The sequence below is a fragment of the Marinobacter sp. genome, assembly GCF_041690455.1.
Taxonomy (GTDB): domain Bacteria; phylum Pseudomonadota; class Gammaproteobacteria; order Pseudomonadales; family Oleiphilaceae; genus Marinobacter.
The window spans coordinates 21,126-36,629 of the sequence record NZ_JAWLHI010000040.1 but is presented as its reverse complement, the minus strand read 5'-3'; the positions used below and the strand labels follow the sequence as shown (position 1 = coordinate 36,629).

Below are 15,504 nucleotides of genomic sequence, written 5' to 3'. Positions count from 1 at the left end.
ACTCGGGCATGAGTATGGGCGGCCTTTATGCCTACATTCGCAACAAAGATGACCTGATCCACCTGATCCAGAGCCACGGCTTCACCATCACCCGCCGCACCCTGTTGCATTACACTGGCGAGGTGGATGACGTCCGTGACAAGCTGTTCTCGGCGATCAAGGCGCACCTGTACCTGAGCGAACTGATGCGGGCCTGGTTCTATTTCTCCTACATGGAAGCGAAGAGCCTGCCGGCACCGGAGAAGCGGGATGCGGTGGCCATCGAACTGGAGATCGAAGACATCTTCCTGGGTGTTATCGAGGACGGTATCAATGCCGGCGTGTACCGGCCGAGGAATGCCCGGCTGGTGGCCTCGATGATCAAGGCCCTGTTGCAGGACTGGTACCTGAAGCGCCGGAAATACCGCGACCAGAATGTGGCCGTTGACGACTATGCTGCCTTTGTCAGGGATGTGATTGAAAGCTATCTGCTCTGAGGGCGTTGACTCTCTCCTGTGAGGACTGTGATGACTATCAGTTTGACGAATTCGGAACTGCTGCGCGAAAGCGCCTATATCAATGGCGAATGGGTCCAGGCCCGTTCGGGTGATTTGTTGCCGGTAACCAACCCGGCCAATGGCGAACATCTGGCCAATGTGCCGGATATGGGCGCCGACGATACCCGGCAGGCAATCCAGGCGGCCGAGGCGGCGTGGCCGGAATGGCGCTCCCGACCGGCCAAGGAGCGGGCGGGCATCCTGCGCCGGTGGTTTGATCTGGTGATGCAACACCAGGATGACCTGGCCCGGCTGATGACCGCGGAACAGGGCAAGCCGCTGGCGGAAGCCCGGGGCGAGGTGGGTTACGGCGCCAGTTTCATCGAATGGTTTGCCGAGGAAGCCAAGAGGGCCTATGGCGACGTGATTCCGGGCCATGGCCGTGACAAGCGCATCGTGGTGATCAAACAGCCCATCGGGGTGGTGGCGGCGATCACACCCTGGAACTTTCCGGTGGCCATGATCACCCGCAAGGTGGCCCCGGCCCTGGCCGCCGGTTGTCCGGTGGTGGTCAAGCCGGCGGAGGATACCCCTCTATGCGCCCTGGCCCTGGCAGTGCTGGCGGAGGAAGCCGGTGTCCCGCCCGGGATTCTCAACATCGTGACCTGCTCGAAAGGCCGGGCGCCGGAGGTGGGTGAGGAACTGACCACCAACCCGGTGGTTCGCAAGGTATCGTTCACCGGCTCTACACCGGTGGGCAAACTGCTGATGCGCCAGGCCAGCGGCACGGTCAAGAAGGTGAGTCTGGAGTTGGGTGGCAATGCCCCGTTCATTGTGTTTGACGACGCCGATCTCGATGCCGCCGTCGCCGGATTGATGGCTTCAAAATACCGCAACACCGGCCAGACCTGCGTGTGTGCCAATCGCATCTACGTTCAGTCCGGTGTCTACGACGAATTTGTTGAAAAGCTCAAGGCAGCCGTCAGCAAGATGGTGGTAGGCGCCGGTCTCGAAGGTGAAACCCAACAGGGCCCTCTGATCAACGCGGCGGCGCTCGACAAGGTTCAGCGTCACATCGCCGATGCCACCGCCAAGGGAGCGAAAGTGGCTCTGGGGGGCAAGGTTCACGCCCTGGGCGGCACCTTCTTCGAGCCGACCATTCTGACCGATGTGACCCAGGACATGCAGGTGGCCAGTGAGGAAACCTTCGGCCCGGTGGCGCCGCTGTTCCGGTTCGAGACCGAGGAGCAGGCGATTGCCATGGCCAACGATTCGGAATTCGGCCTGGCGGCGTACTTCTACAGCAACGACATCCGGAGAATCTGGCATGTGGCCGAGGCCCTGGAAACCGGCATGATCGGCATCAATGAGGGCATCATTTCCACCGAGGCGGCGCCGTTCGGCGGGGTTAAGGAAAGCGGCCTTGGCCGGGAAGGCTCCCGTTATGGCCTGGACGAGTTCATGGAGCTCAAATACCTGTGCCTTGGCGGCATGCGGTAAGTGCCCATGATTCGCAGTGCTGGTCATTGCCCCCGGAACTGTGCCGGCCGCTTTGCGATAAACGCGGCCACACCCTCTTGGAAATCGGCGGTCCCGACGGCCTCAAGAAAGGCCTGTCTCTCGGCTTCAAGGTGTTCGGCAAGTGTGACTCCGAAGGCATCATCCGAGAGTCGACGGAATGCGGCGTAGGCGCGGCTCGGGCCCTTGGCGACCTTGCGGACAAGTGACTCCAGGGTCTCATCAAACTCGCCTTCGGCGGCAACCTGGTTGATCAGGCCCCATTCCAGCGCCTCCAGGGCAGTCAAAGACTGGCCCAGGAGCATCAGCTGACTGGCCCGACCGGTACCAATACGGCGGTTCAGGAACCAGGTGCCCCCGCAGTCCGGGACTGTGCCGATGCCATCGTAGGCCACCATGAACCGGGCGTTGGCGTCAGAAATAATCAGGTCCGCACCCAGGGCCAGGCTCAGCCCGGCACCGGCGGCAAAGCCCCGGACACCGGCAATGATCGGGGCGTTCAGTTCACGTAGAATCAGGATCGCCGGGTTGAGGGCGTCCAGCAGGGCATTGACCACCTCCCGGGCCTGTTCGGGGCTGCCGGCCATGCTGGCCACATCCCCGCCCGCCATGAAGGCACGGCCGGCTCCGGTCAGCACCACACATCGCACCCCCGACAGTTCTTTCAGCCTCTTTACAGCGGCCAGGAAAGCTTCGGCCAGTGGTACATTGATGGCGTTCAGGGCTTCTGGCCGGTTAAAGGTAAGCATTGCCACACCAGTGTCAGGATGGAACTCAGTGGTTACCAATTTGTTCATCATGTTCGTTTTTTCCAGCCGAGGTGCATCTGAAGGTCAGTTCCCTGCGTAAGGGTTAATGCCATTTGCCAGGTAACAGAATAGAAGCGTTTGCCTAATGTTGCTTGGATGGACTACTTTAAATCTGTATCGGGGCTTACCCCGGTGACAAGAAAAAAACAACAATTACAATCATCTTTAGGCGTAGGTTGGGTAGAAACGAGGCGTGTAAACGTGCCTCTTCATCCGGCGCCAGGGGTGCCGGGAGGTAAAGTGAGCATCCTCGACATCAGTAATCTGTCTCTGTCTTTTGGTGGTGTGAAGGCCCTTCAAGACGTCAGCTTCCGGGTACCCGAGAATACCGTCACCACCATTATTGGTCCTAACGGTGCCGGTAAAACGTCGCTGTTCAACTGCATTTCCGGTTTCTACAAGCCCCAGCAGGGCACCATCCGCTATGAAGGTCGGGAGCTTTCCAGTGGCATCAAGCCGCCGAAACGGGCCGCACTGGGCCTGGCCCGGACTTTCCAGAACATCGCCCTGTTCCGGGGGATGACCGTGCTCGACAACATCAAGCTGGGTGCCCATGTGCACATGAACAGCGGCTTGCTTGGCTCGATGTTCTATTTCGGTGCCGCCCGTCGGGAAGAGATGGAAGTGCGCCGGGAGGTGGAGCACCAGATCATCGACTTCCTGGAAATCGACCACATCCGCCGCCAGCCGGTAGCCAGTCTGTCTTACGGCCTGCAGAAGCGCGTCGAGCTGGCCCGGGCGCTGGCCATGCGCCCAAAAGTGCTGATGCTGGATGAGCCGGTGGCGGGCATGAACCGGGAAGAAAAGGAGGACATGGCCCGCTTCATCCTGGATATCCGGGAAGAGTGGGGCGTGACCGTGCTGATGGTGGAGCACGACATGGGCATGGTGATGGACATCTCCGACCACATTGCCGTACTCAACTTCGGGCAGGTCATTACCGAGGGTGAGCCGGCGGACGTCCAGAAGAATCCCGAAGTCATCAAGGCTTACCTGGGTAACAGCGACATCGACAGCCTGCGCAAGAAACTCAATCCGAAAGGGGAGGCCGCCTGATGGATTGGTTGTTCTTCGGTGAAATCAGTCTGGCCGGGCTGGCCATGGGCGGGCTCTATGCCCTGATTGCCCTGGGCTTTGTGATGATTTACAAGGCCACCCGGGTGATAAACTTCGCCATCGGTGAAATCATGATGTTCGCCGCCTACCTGTTCCTGGCCTTTGCCGGTGGCATGGAGTTGTCCGCCTGGATCGCGCTGCCACTGGCGGTGATCGGCGGCAGTATCCTGGGCGGGGTAATTGAGAAGACCATGATCCGCCCGATGCTGGGTGAGTCCCCGATCTCGGTGGTAATGGTGACCATCGGCATTGCCAGCATCCTGGTGGGGCTGGTGGAGTTCATATGGACCGCCGATCCGCAGTTGCTGCCCAACTTCCTGCCCCGGGAACCGGTGTTTATCGGCCCGCTCTACCTGGCACCGAAAATCGCCTACGGCTTCCTGATCGGTTCCGCCCTCTTGATCATTTACCTGCTCTATTTCCGCTTCTCCCGGGGTGGCGTGGCACTCAGGGCCACCGCTTCGGACCAGGCCGCGGCCTATTCCATGGGCATCAACGTGCGCCGGGTGTTCAACCTGGCCTGGGTGTTCGGCTCACTTGCCGCCTCCCTCGCTGGTGTGCTGGTGGCTGCTACCGGCGGGCTCAGCCCGCAGTTCGGGATTATCGGTCTGAGTGTGCTGGTGGTGGTGATTGTCGGTGGCCTGGACAGCATCCTCGGTGCCCTGGTGGCCGGCGTGTTCATCGGCTGGCTGGAAACCGTGGCCGGCGCCTACCTGGGTGGCGAGTACCGGATGCCGGCGACCTTTGTGGTGCTGGCGATAATCCTGGTGATCCGGCCCTATGGCCTGTTCGGTACCCACGAAATAGAGCGAGTGTAAGATGCGCATCGGTGACGCAAAACAGACCTACGAGGCCGATGAGGCGATCTGGACCAGTAACACCCAGAAGTTCTGGTTCGGCCTGTTAATGTTGGTTCTGGTGCTGTTCCCTTTCATGGCCGACTCCTACCTGCTGTACCTGGGCTGCCTGGTGGGCATTGCCGTGATCAGCACCACTGGTTTGAACATCCTGACCGGCTTTACCGGCCTGATTTCCTTGGGACAGGCGGGCTTCATGGGCGTGGGTGCCTATACAGTGGCCTGGCTCTCCCTCAACACCGGCCTGCCGTTTCCGGTCACCCTTCTGCTAGCGGGACTGGTAGCTGCCGCCGTCGGGATTCTGGTGGGCTTGCCGTCGCTGCGCGTCAAGGGGCTGTATCTGGCCATTGCCACCCTGGCCGCCAGCGTGTTCCTGCATTTCATCTTTGCCGAGTGGGAATCGGTCACCGGTGGTATGGGCGGCCTGAGCCTGGAGCCTGCACACCTGTTCGGTCTGACCTTCCAGAGTGATTTCCGGATGTATTTCATCATCGTGCCGCTGGCGGTGCTGATGGTGTTCACAGCACGAAACGTATTGCGCACCCGGGTTGGCCGGGCTTTCATTGCTATCCGGGACCGGGATATTTCCGCCGAGATCCTGGGCATCAACCTGTTGCGGTACAAACTGATGTCCTTCGCGCTCAGTTCCTTTTATGCCGGTGTCGCCGGCGGCCTGTTCGCCTATTTCTACCGGGTAGTGACCCCGGAGAGTTTCCCGCTCTCCATGTCCATCTTCTACCTGGCGGCGGTGATTGTCGGCGGCATGGGTAACCTGCTGGGTGGCATCCTCGGCGCCGCTTTCATGACCCTGGTGCCGGAAGCCCTGAAACTACTGACCGCGGCCCTGACACCGTTCTACCCCAATGCCCCGGTGTTCATGTCACCGATGCTGGAGATCATCTTCGGTGCCCTGATCGTCGGTTTTCTGATCTTCGAACCCCATGGTCTGGCGGAGATCTGGCATCGCATCCGCCGATTCTTCCGGTTGTGGCCATTCCGGAATTAATCGTGTTTCAACGAGTCTTTCTCCGAGAGACCGTGCAACAGCAACAACAAGAACCAGCAAGGAGAAGAAACATGTTCAGAAACATCCTCAAAAAAGGACGCAAGCTCGCCGGGTTTGGTGGCCTGGTTGCTGCGTTGACCTTAGCCGCCCCCGCCATGGCGCAGGACAAGGAACCCATTGTGTTCGGGGGCTCGATCCCGCTCTCGGGCGTGTTTGCCTTTGCCGGCATTCACCTCCATGCGGGCCTTACCGACTATACGGACTGGATTAACAGCCAGGGTGGCATCAATGGCCATCCCGTGGAATACGTGATGGAGGACACCGCTTACGAGGTGGACCGCTCGGTGGCAGCCTTCAAGAAGATTTCCGGCAGTAGCTCACCGGCCACCTATTACGGTGACAGCACCGGCTTCATGAAGGCCATTGCCTCGGAGCTTAACAGCATGGGGACCACACTGATGAGTGGTGCCTCTTTCGCTACGGCGCTGACCGACAACGAGCAGTACCCCTACCAGTTCATCCCCGGGCCCAACTACAGCCAGATGTTCGGCATCATTCTGGAGTACATCGCCTCCCAGGGTGAGGATGGCGACATGCCGACCGTGGCCTTCGTCTACAGCGATACCGAGTTCGGCAAGGATCCCATCGAGAACGGCAAGGCCCGGGCCGCTGAACTGGGCATTGAAGTGGTCGAGGAGATCGTCACCAAGCCCGGCAGTGTGGATGTGTCCGCCGAGGTCCTGAAACTACGCAGGGTGCGTCCGGATTATGTCGTGTTCCACGGCTACGTGCTGTCGCCGATCAACGAATTCATGGTGCAGATGCGCCAGATGGGTCTGGACACCCAGTTCATGGGTACCTTCTGGTCCTCGGACAAGCTGATCATCGACAAGATGGGCGCGGATGCCGATGGCTATATGGGCGTCATGCCATACAACTATTACGACAGTGAGGAAAGCGGCCCGATGCTGGATGCCCTGAGGGCGCAGGCCGAGAAGAGCGATCCTGACGCTGGTTACCGTCCGACCGGCTACATCCAGGGCTGGTTCAATGCCATGGTCTGGACGGAAGTGATCAAGCGTACCCTCGATGCCGGTAAGGAGCTGAACGCGGACAACATGGCTGAGGCACTGGCTTCCATCGAGGACTGGGACACCGGTGGCATCATCGGTATTCCGGTCACGGTGAAGGACATGTCGTTTCCGGTTGGCCGCATCTGGCGGGTCAATGCCGAGGCTGGCCGTTATGAGCCGGTGTCGGACTGGATTCACCTCGACTGAGGGGCTGTATGGAAGCCTTACTGGAAATCGATAACATCGAGGTGGTTTACAACAAAGCAGTGCAGGTCCTCCGGGGCCTGTCACTGCGGGTACCAAAGGGCGCCATTGTGGCGCTTCTGGGCTCCAACGGTGCCGGCAAATCCACCACCCTGAAGAGTGTTTCCGGCCTGCTGACCCTGGAGGACGGCGAAGTCACTGCCGGGGAGGTTCGCTTCCGGGGCAAGAATGTGAAGGGTGTGCCGCCCGAGAAACTGGTGCGCAATGGCCTGTTCCATGTCATGGAGGGGCGTCGGGTATTCGAGGATCTGACTGTCGAGGAGAACCTGATTGCCGCTACCTACGCGCTCACCGGAAACAAACCCTCCCTGAGTGACAGCTTCGAGCTGGTCTACAACTACTTTCCCCGGTTGAAGGAACGCCGCAAGCAGTTGGCCGGTTATCTCTCAGGAGGTGAGCAGCAGATGCTGGCGCTCGGCCGGGCACTGATTGCCCAACCGGACCTGATCATGCTCGACGAACCCTCACTGGGGCTGGCGCCGCTGCTGGTAGAGGAAATCTTCACTATCGTCGCGCGAATCAACCGGGAGCAGGGTACCGCCATCCTGCTGGTGGAACAGAACGCGGCTGTTTCCCTGGCCATTGCTTCCTATGGCTACATCATGGAAAACGGCAAGATCGTGATTGACGGCCCGACGGAAAAACTCACCGCCAACGAGGATGTCCAGGAGTTCTACCTCGGGGTGGGCGGTGCCGAGGGCGAAACGCGCAGTTACCGGGATATCAAGCATTATAAACGTCGTAAGCGGTGGCTCTCATGACAACACCGGCAGTGCCTGAACTCACCCTTCCCCAGACGTTACGGGCCCATGCCCGGGACCGTTCCGATCATCTGGCGCTGCGCCAGAAGGACTTTGGCATCTGGCAGGCCTATACCTGGCAGGATTACTATCAGCGTGCCTGCCATTTCGGGCTGGGGCTGCGAGCCCTGGGATTGTCCGAAGGTGGTCACGTGGCGATCATTTCGGAGAACCGGGTGGAGTGGGTGATTGCCCAGATGGGCATCGGCCTGGTGAACGGCATCTGCGTCGGCGTGTACCCCACCAGTCCCTGGAATGAAGTGGCCTACGTGCTGGAGCACAGCGATGCCGAAATCGTGGTCTGTGAGGACCAGGAACAGACCGACAAGGTCATCGAGGCCTGGGGGCAGCTGCCTCATCTGCAGCAGTGTGTCACCATCGACATGAAGGGCCTGCGCAATTATCCGGCGCCCCCCACCGCCTTCGAGGCCGTGGAAGCCATGGGCCGGAAGTACGAGCAGCAACACCCGGATCTGATTGATCATATGCTCGCCAGCCAGGCCATGGACGATACCGCACTGATGATCTACACATCTGGCTCCACCGGTCGGCCCAAGGGCGCCATGATCAGCTGGGGCAACCTGCACGCGGCCGCGCCGGGGCTGATCGAACTGCTGGATGTTGACCGGCATTCTTCCAGCCTGTCCTACCTGCCCCTGTGTCACGTTGCCGAGCAGGCACTGACCAACATTGCGCCGGTATACGTGGGCAGCACCGTGAGTTTCGGGGAGAGTCTGCGGACCGTGCAGGAGGATCTGCGGGAAATCGCTCCGAGTTTCTTCCTCGGCGTGCCCAGAATCTGGGAGAAGCTGCACTCCGCCATCTACATCAAGATCCAGGAGACCGGCCGGCTGCGCCAGGCCATGTTCAATTGGGCGATGCGGACCTGCGAGCCCATGGCTACCAAGACCCGGGCACAGTGGACCCTGAGGGAGAAACTGGTGTACGGCCTCAGCTACTGGCTGATCTTTCGGGCGCTGCAGAACTACATCGGCCTGCGCCGCTGTCACATTGCCCTGACCGGCGCGGCACCCATCTCCACCGGTATCCTGTCGTTCTTCCGGACCATCGGCATTCCCCTGGTGGAGGTCTATGGCCAGACGGAGAGTACTGGCGTTGCCACCGCCCAGCCCCTGGACGATATCCGGCTCGGTACCGTCGGCGTGGCGATCAGGGGCGTCGAGGTCAAGCTCGGGGATCAGGACGAAATCCTCATGCGTGGCGGCAGCATGTTCAAGGGCTATTACAAGAATGATGAGGCCACCGCGTCGACACTGAAGGACGGCTGGCTCCACACCGGGGATGTGGGTGAGTGGTGTGACGGCCAGTTGAGGATCGTCGACCGCCTGAAAGACATCATGATCACCGCCGGAGGCAAGAACCTCTCGCCCACCGAGATCGAGAACACCATCAAGGCCAGTCCCTACATCAAGGAGTGCATCGTGGTCGGGGAAGCCCGGAAGTACGTCTCGGCCCTGATCCAGATCGATTTCGAGACCGTGGCCAAGTGGGCCGAGCAGGAACGGATTCCCTACACCACGTTTCGCAGCCTTGCCGAGCACGAGCAGGTCAATGACCTGATCCGCGCCGAAATCGAGAAGGGTAATGACAAGCTGCCACAGGTGGCGCAGATCAAGCGTTTCCACCTGCTGACCAAGGAACTGGATCACGACGACGATGAAGTCACGGCAACCATGAAGGTGCGCCGCAGCAACATCTACGAGAAGTACATCGATGTCATCGAGTCACTGTACGCCTGAGGGGCCCTTCAGTAGCTGTCATTGAGCAACTGGTGGTATTCGGTTTTGAAGCGCTCCAGGCTGAGGTAGCGGTTCCGGTGGTCCACCAGTCCGGCGGCGTTGAAGGCTTCGACGAAGGCTTCGGATTCGCCGGAATAGACGGTGCCATCCAGACCCTCCCAGTCTGCGAACTGGACAAGATCCAGCAACACCGTCAGCGCGAACTGGCCGTTCGCCTCTTCCAGGTAGTGGTAGGCCAGGGCGTAATGTTCGAATCGGTAGTCGGCGGTGGTGGCATCGAACACCGTGACGTCCAGCAATGGGTCGTAATCATAGTGCTGGTAGATCGGCGCCATGGGCTCGCCCGCCACCACCGATGCCTGGCCCTCGGCAAACCACAGGGGCAGGAGCGAATCCCTCGCCTGATAGCGGCTCAGGTTTTCCTGGACGTAGTGGGCCAGTTCATGGGCGATGATACGGTCCGTGTCATAGGGCCACTGGCTGGTATAGGGCATGATGCTGACAGCCGCTACCGATGCAGACGCAAGCTCGGTTCGGGAAACGGTTGGGCTCAGACAACCAATCAGCCGATCCGGGTAGCGGACTGCGGTGCTCCGATCGTCGACAAACTCCGGCCAGCGCAGCTGGAACCGGCTCAGTACCCCATCAATGCGCCGTTCCAGTTCGGTTGCCGCCGCGCGAAAGTCAGTTTCGCTGTAGGCGGATGAACCGTAGACCCGGACCCGGCCGCTCTCGGTTTCAAAATACAGGTTATCGTCGACACAGACTTCCGCTGCCGCGTCCAGGCTCCAGGAATCGTCCGGGAAGTCATCGCCGGTATCACCCACGTAGAGGAAGAAACCCGAGGAATAGGAGTCCCGGTCCCAGTCATCATCATAACCATCCGACACCGTCACCTTGCAGCCTGACAGAAGCAGGGCGGCAAGGCCTGTGAGTACTGCTGCGGTTCTGTTCATCCCGGCCCCTCGCGGTATTGGTGTTACCCGCTATCTTCTCAAAGCCCGAAACAGGATGTCGTCAACCGGTGTAAAGATCCGGTAAATGACGTTCCCTTGAGTCTCATTCCGGATCATTCGCCTGATCCTTGGGTGTATCGCCAGCGCTGGCCGGGAATGACCCGGTAGCGGTGCGGATGTGAATGTCCCGTTGCGGGAAGGGGATCTCGATCCCTGCTTCCCGGAGTGACCGGGTGATGGTCGCGTGCAGCTCGTGGGACAGGAGCATGATGTCGTTGATGTCCCGCACAAACACCCGGATCTCGAAGTTCACGCTGCTGTCGCCCAGGCCTACACAGAACACCGCCGGTGCAGGATCATTCACCACCCGTTCGTTGTGGGTAGCAATCTGGAACAGCAGTTCCTGGACCCTATCCACATCGGAACCATAGGCCACGCCCACCCGGACGATGACCCGGGTAACGGCGTCGGTCAGGGTCCAGTTGGTCAGGTCCTGGGTCACAAACGTCTTGTTGGGGATGATCTGTTCTTTGCGATCCCAGTCCACCAGGGTAGTGGCACGGATACGGATCCGTGACACGGTACCGGTGATGCCGCCAATGGAGACGGTGTCGCCCACCCGGATCGGCCGTTCGAACAGCAGAATCAGGCCCGAGACGAAATTGGCCACAATCTCCTGCAGGCCGAAGCCAAGCCCCACGCCGAGCGCCGCCACCAGCCATTGCAGTTTCGACCACTGCAGTCCCAGCACCCCGAGCGCGGCGATGATGCCGATAAAGACAATGATGTAGGTGGCCATGGTGGTGATGGCGTAACCGACCCCTGGCTCCAGGCGCAGCCGGCTCAGGAACATCACCTCCAGCGTGCCCGGAAGGTTGCGTGCCGCCAGCACGGTGCCTGCTCCGACCGCGAATGCGAGCATCAGGTCACCCAGGTTGATGGGCACCGGAGCTTCACCTTCGACCCCGGTATCGATACTCCAGAGGGTGATGGCGTCAAAGATGCCCAGGGCCGGGAACACGTCATCCCAAAGCATCCACAGGCCGATAGCGGCGACTACCAGGGACAGGGCGCGGAGCAGGGTTTCGCTCTGCTGGCTGATGTCATTCATATCCTGACGGGGCGATTCGTAGCTTGCCGGCATAGCCTCACCCGTGGACTCCGCGGCTTCACGGGCTTCGGCCAGCTTGCGCTCGGCCTCGCGCTCCTCGAGGCGACGTACCAGGGCCATGCGCCGTTCCCGGACGGTCAGACCGCGCAAACCGAGATAATGCAGCAGGATGACAAAGGCGAGCCAGCAGATGCTCATGAACATCAGGCCTTCAAGGCGAACGGCACTGTAGTGGTAGCCCCAGGCCGAGAGCGCGGCCAGCATGGGGGGTACCGCAACGGCGACAATATGCAGCACCTTTAGCGCCCGTCGACTTGGCTGATCCTGGCGCACCGCAGACATGAACTTGTGGGCAAACCAGGCCAGTGCCAAAGACGCGATGGCGAAGAGGGTTCGGCCCAGGCTGTCGCTGTAGGCCGATCCTTCGGGCAATGCCAGAGCCGGCATGATGATGACGATGGGCGTCAGAATCCAGAGCAGCAGTGGAATCTGTTTGCGGAGGGCTTGCAGGGTGTTCGGGTTCCACTGGAAGTGTCGCTCACCCAGACCGTCTCGATAGGCAACGGTATAGACGCTCCGCAATAGCAGCATGGTAAATGCGGCGTTGGACAGGCCCCGTGACAATGCATGGAGGAAGTCGTCGCCCTCGTCCAGCAGCAGAGAGGCGATGCCGAGGGCAATCACCGCAGGCAGGGCTCGCAACAGGCTGAGCAGGCTGACGTAGAGTGTTAGGTTCCAGTGGTCTTTGCCGACGTCACCGATATCCTCGCCGGAGTCGGTCAGGGCCTGGCGGATAGCCTTTCGGCGCGCAGAGAGGAAAATAAGCAGGGCGGCAAGCAGGGTGCTCTCGGGCCAGTGTTCTTCAAAAGAGGCCTTGATGCCATCCCGAAGTGAGGTCCATTCCAGCCCCGAGACCAGCCACCGGACACCCTCGAACAGTTTTCCGAAGGTATCCAGACCCACGGCTTCAGTACTTGGTAACCAGAACAGACGCTGCTGCAGTAGCTCCTTGTAAGCCTCCAGCCGGTCCTGCAGCTCGGCGACAGTGTTGTAATAATCGTTCAGCACTTCGATGTGCTCAGTGACCACTCCGTGCAATTGACGCAGCAACTGCGAGCGCCGAACCTCCAGCTGGCCCCGGATGTCGTCGGTGGGATTGATCACCGCCTCGAACTCTTCCAGGCGTAACTGTTCTTCGCGGGCTGCGGAGAGCTGGGCGGTGATGCCCTGGGTAAGGCCGGCGGCAATGGTCTGACTGCGCAGCCGTTCCAGTCGCTGGCGCAGCAGATTGGCGTAATCGTCGGTGAGGTTCAGTCCCGCCCGCTCCAGGCGTAACTGGAAACTTTCGTATTCGTTGTCCAGGCGCGCGAGCAAACTCTCGGCAAACGCCAGTCGGTCCTGGCTGGTACCCAGTGCCTGCTGGCGGGTATTGAGGGCTTCTTCCAGCTTCTGGATCTGCTGGCGGATGTCTTCGGTCTCCGGCGCCGGCAGCTGGCTTTCCAGCGGCTCTTCCAGGGCCTCGATTTCCGGTTTTACCGGCGTGGGAGAGGGTTCTGGCTCCTTCTCCTCTTCTTCAGGCGCCTCCTCGTCCCCGGCCTTATCCTCGCCTTTCTCGCTTTCCTCCTCTTCCACGGGGGGCTGCTGCTCGGTCTGGGTCTGTACCGGGGGAAGCAGATCGTCCAGGGCCGCAGTCATCTGTTGGGCGGTAACCTCGCTGGTCCAGAAGGCCAGAGCGCACAGTACCGGAAAAAGAAAGCGACTATTCATGGATGAAAAGAGATCCCGCACGAGTTTCCGATAGTGTAGCCAGAATACAGGGTGGGGAGGGAGAATAACGGCGTTACGGTCGTGTAAATGGCCGACCGGTAACGCCGCATGATGTCGCGGTGGGGACTTACTCGCCGGTTTCCCCGGCAGCCTCGGCATTCAGCAACTGCGGCTTCTTCAGCGCCTTCTGGAACAGGTCCTTCTCTTCGGCGATGGCCATGGCACATTGTTCGGCCAGGTCCTCACCCAGCCCCTCGACCTTGCGCTCCAGAAACATCTGGATGTTCTCGGCCAGTTCCAGGATCTTGTCACGGGCATCCGCCTCGGCTTTGGATTGAAAAAGCATCGTGTCGGGATTCTTCAGCGCCATTTCCAGGCCATCCTTATCCGAGTAGTAGAGTGCTTGTACTGCCATGAGGTTTCCTCGCAGTCTTTGGGTCTGTATGTTTGTACAGTGTTGGATGGTACACGAGTGTGGAGGGATTTAGGAGTCGAATAGACACGCCTGAGCGAAGTCAAGGCTCCGGGGATACAGTCCGTAACGAAAAATACTCCTCTTTTTACGTTGAATAGCCATTCAGTCTTTGAAATGCGGGTATAGTTCCGACACCAAAAAATACAAGACAAATCAGAGGACTGTATCAATGAAAAGGAGAGCAACCCTGCTTGCCGGCTTGATCCTGTGTATCGCCAGTTTTCCGCTGATGGCGGAAACGATACGGCTGGGTTTCAATTATCCGGAATCCGGGCGTTATAAAAACCTTGGCTTGCAGCAACGACTCGCAGCCTTCCTCGCAGTGAATGAAATCAACGAGGCCGGAGGCATCCTGGGCAGGGATGTGGAACTCGTCATCCGCAACACCACCGGGTCCCCCGAACGGGGTGCCGCGAATACAGAAGAGCTGATCCGCGAAGAAAATGTGGACATGGTCTTCGGGGGCGCCTCCAGTGCCGTGACTATTGCCTCAGGCAAGGTTGCGAAAAAGCTGGGTCGCCTGTATTTCGGAACCACCACCTCCGCCAATGCCACCACCGGCAGCGAAGGGCACGACCACATGTTCCGTGAGTACCCCAATGCCTGGATGACGGCGAACGCCCTCGGCCACTATTTGACCGAAAACTTTGGCGATGCCAATTATTTCTATGTGACCGCCGATTACACCTGGGGCCATTCCTCGGAGGCATCGCTTCGCGAATTTACCAATACCACTGACACTCAGAAGCATCCCCATGCCCTGACACCCTTCCCGAGGGCGCTCATCCGGGATTTCAGGAAGGCTCTGGAAACCGCTGAAGCCAGTAATACGGACGTGGTGGTGCTGGTGTTGTATGGCGATGATCTGGTGCGGGCACTTCAGGTAGCGTATGACATGGGCCTGAAAGACAAGGTTCAGATTATCCTGCCTAATATCACGCTGGGTATCGCCCAGGCTGTGGGTGCCACCATTCTGGAAGGCGTTATCTCCACCACACCCTGGGAGTGGATGATTCCGTATCAGCTCGATTTCCCGCGTGGCCAGGAATTCGTTGAGGCCTTTACGCAAGAGTACGGGGTAAGGCCGACCTCAACCGCAGCCACCGCTTATGACATTGTCTATGAGTATAAGAGTGCGGTCGAACGTGCCGGGACCACCGATACACAGGCGCTGATCAAGGCTCTGGAAGGGCATGAATACACGCTGCTGAAGGACCGACAGCAGTGGCGGGCATTTGATCACCAGAACCTGCAGACGGTTTATGTGGTGCGCAGTAAACCCCGGAATCAGGTGCTGGATGATGAATTGCGCAGTGATTTCTTCGAAGTGGTGGGATCGCTTGAGGGCGAGAAAGCCGCGCAGACACTGGAGCAATGGCAGGCCGAGCGGGCTGCGGCTGGTAAGCCACCGTATTTGTGATATGTGATACTGCAGCTTTCCTTTGGGGAAAACCGCTTGCCCGCGGAACTCTTGGAGGCGGGATGAGTACCGGTTTTAAGCGGCACTTGTCAAAGG

The 15,504-nt window shown here is 59.7% G+C and carries 13 protein-coding genes; 9 read left to right on the top strand and 4 right to left on the bottom strand.

Annotated features, from left to right (window positions below; all coding sequences use genetic code 11):
• Both ACESMW_RS11450 and ACESMW_RS11445 read left to right on the top strand, forming a co-directional pair.
• Positions 1–476, top strand: a 476-nt coding sequence (locus ACESMW_RS11450) for a TetR/AcrR family transcriptional regulator (RefSeq protein ID WP_372987168.1), incomplete at its 5' end; no start/stop codon positions are given.
• 36 nt (positions 477–512) lie between these two features.
• A complete protein-coding gene (locus tag ACESMW_RS11445; protein WP_372987169.1) occupies positions 513–1,976 on the top strand; it encodes an NAD-dependent succinate-semialdehyde dehydrogenase in 1,464 nt (487 codons plus the stop codon).
• 23 nt (positions 1,977–1,999) lie between these two features.
• Here the strand turns inward: ACESMW_RS11445 and ACESMW_RS11440 are convergent, their stop codons facing one another.
• Complete coding sequence (locus tag ACESMW_RS11440) at positions 2,000–2,794, bottom strand: enoyl-CoA hydratase/isomerase family protein (RefSeq protein ID WP_372987167.1); 795 nt, start codon at positions 2,792–2,794, stop codon at positions 2,000–2,002.
• 249 nt (positions 2,795–3,043) lie between these two features.
• Here ACESMW_RS11440 and ACESMW_RS11435 point away from each other — a divergent pair, with 249 nt between their 5' ends.
• The 6 genes from ACESMW_RS11435 to ACESMW_RS11410 all read left to right on the top strand — a co-directional run bounded on the left by ACESMW_RS11435 (position 3,044) and on the right by ACESMW_RS11410 (position 9,679).
• Positions 3,044–3,859: an ABC transporter ATP-binding protein gene (locus tag ACESMW_RS11435; protein WP_372987166.1), complete on the top strand. Its 816-nt coding sequence runs from the start codon at positions 3,044–3,046 to the stop codon at positions 3,857–3,859.
• A complete protein-coding gene (locus ACESMW_RS11430; RefSeq protein ID WP_372987165.1) occupies positions 3,859–4,737 on the top strand; it encodes a branched-chain amino acid ABC transporter permease in 879 nt (292 codons plus the stop codon). The genes ACESMW_RS11435 and ACESMW_RS11430 overlap by 1 nt, the downstream gene beginning before the upstream one ends.
• A 1-nt stretch (position 4,738) precedes the next feature.
• Entirely contained in the window at positions 4,739–5,782 is a 1,044-nt protein-coding gene (locus tag ACESMW_RS11425) for a branched-chain amino acid ABC transporter permease (protein WP_372987164.1), read from the top strand.
• Positions 5,783–5,853: 71 nt separating this feature from the next.
• A complete protein-coding gene (locus ACESMW_RS11420; protein WP_372987163.1) occupies positions 5,854–7,062 on the top strand; it encodes an ABC transporter substrate-binding protein in 1,209 nt (402 codons plus the stop codon).
• Between the two features lie 8 nt (positions 7,063–7,070).
• Positions 7,071–7,880, top strand: a complete 810-nt coding sequence (locus ACESMW_RS11415; protein WP_372987162.1) for an ABC transporter ATP-binding protein — start codon at positions 7,071–7,073, stop codon at positions 7,878–7,880.
• Complete coding sequence (locus tag ACESMW_RS11410; protein WP_372987161.1) at positions 7,877–9,679, top strand: AMP-dependent synthetase/ligase; 1,803 nt, start codon at positions 7,877–7,879, stop codon at positions 9,677–9,679. Before ACESMW_RS11415 ends, ACESMW_RS11410 begins: the two co-directional genes overlap by 4 nt.
• Before the next feature lie 8 nt (positions 9,680–9,687).
• On the opposite strand, the gene ACESMW_RS11405 is transcribed toward ACESMW_RS11410, so the two are convergent.
• The 3 genes from ACESMW_RS11405 to ACESMW_RS11395 form a co-directional block, all read right to left on the bottom strand.
• Positions 9,688–10,635 (bottom strand): hypothetical protein, encoded by a 948-nt coding sequence (locus ACESMW_RS11405; RefSeq protein ID WP_372987160.1) that lies wholly within the window; start codon positions 10,633–10,635, stop codon positions 9,688–9,690.
• A gap of 103 nt (positions 10,636–10,738) precedes the next feature.
• Positions 10,739–13,513, bottom strand: a complete 2,775-nt coding sequence (locus ACESMW_RS11400; protein ID WP_372987159.1) for a mechanosensitive ion channel domain-containing protein — start codon at positions 13,511–13,513, stop codon at positions 10,739–10,741.
• A gap of 127 nt (positions 13,514–13,640) precedes the next feature.
• Entirely contained in the window at positions 13,641–13,928 is a 288-nt protein-coding gene (locus tag ACESMW_RS11395; protein ID WP_372987158.1) for a YebG family protein, read from the bottom strand.
• 229 nt (positions 13,929–14,157) lie between these two features.
• Here ACESMW_RS11395 and ACESMW_RS11390 point away from each other — a divergent pair, with 229 nt between their 5' ends.
• Positions 14,158–15,408 carry an ABC transporter substrate-binding protein gene (locus ACESMW_RS11390; RefSeq protein WP_372987157.1) on the top strand — a complete coding sequence of 417 codons (1,251 nt, stop codon included), beginning with the start codon at positions 14,158–14,160 and terminating at the stop codon, positions 15,406–15,408.
• The last annotated feature ends 96 nt before the right edge of the window (positions 15,409–15,504 follow it).

Bases quoted from the DNA above. Each gene is read 5' to 3' on its own strand.
- ACESMW_RS11400 (WP_372987159.1), bottom strand. From the start codon at position 13,513: ATGAATAGTCGCTTTCTTTTTCCGGTACTGTGCGCTCTGGCCTTCTGG.
- ACESMW_RS11420 (WP_372987163.1), top strand. From the start codon at position 5,854: ATGTTCAGAAACATCCTCAAAAAAGGACGCAAGCTCGCCGGGTTTGGT.
- ACESMW_RS11430 (WP_372987165.1), top strand. From the start codon at position 3,859: ATGGATTGGTTGTTCTTCGGTGAAATCAGTCTGGCCGGGCTGGCCATG.
- ACESMW_RS11415 (WP_372987162.1), top strand. From the start codon at position 7,071: ATGGAAGCCTTACTGGAAATCGATAACATCGAGGTGGTTTACAACAAA.
- ACESMW_RS11390 (WP_372987157.1), top strand. From the start codon at position 14,158: ATGAAAAGGAGAGCAACCCTGCTTGCCGGCTTGATCCTGTGTATCGCC.
- ACESMW_RS11440 (WP_372987167.1), bottom strand. From the start codon at position 2,794: ATGATGAACAAATTGGTAACCACTGAGTTCCATCCTGACACTGGTGTG.
- ACESMW_RS11405 (WP_372987160.1), bottom strand. From the start codon at position 10,635: ATGAACAGAACCGCAGCAGTACTCACAGGCCTTGCCGCCCTGCTTCTG.
- ACESMW_RS11410 (WP_372987161.1), top strand. From the start codon at position 7,877: ATGACAACACCGGCAGTGCCTGAACTCACCCTTCCCCAGACGTTACGG.
- ACESMW_RS11395 (WP_372987158.1), bottom strand. From the start codon at position 13,928: ATGGCAGTACAAGCACTCTACTACTCGGATAAGGATGGCCTGGAAATG.
- ACESMW_RS11425 (WP_372987164.1), top strand. From the start codon at position 4,739: ATGCGCATCGGTGACGCAAAACAGACCTACGAGGCCGATGAGGCGATC.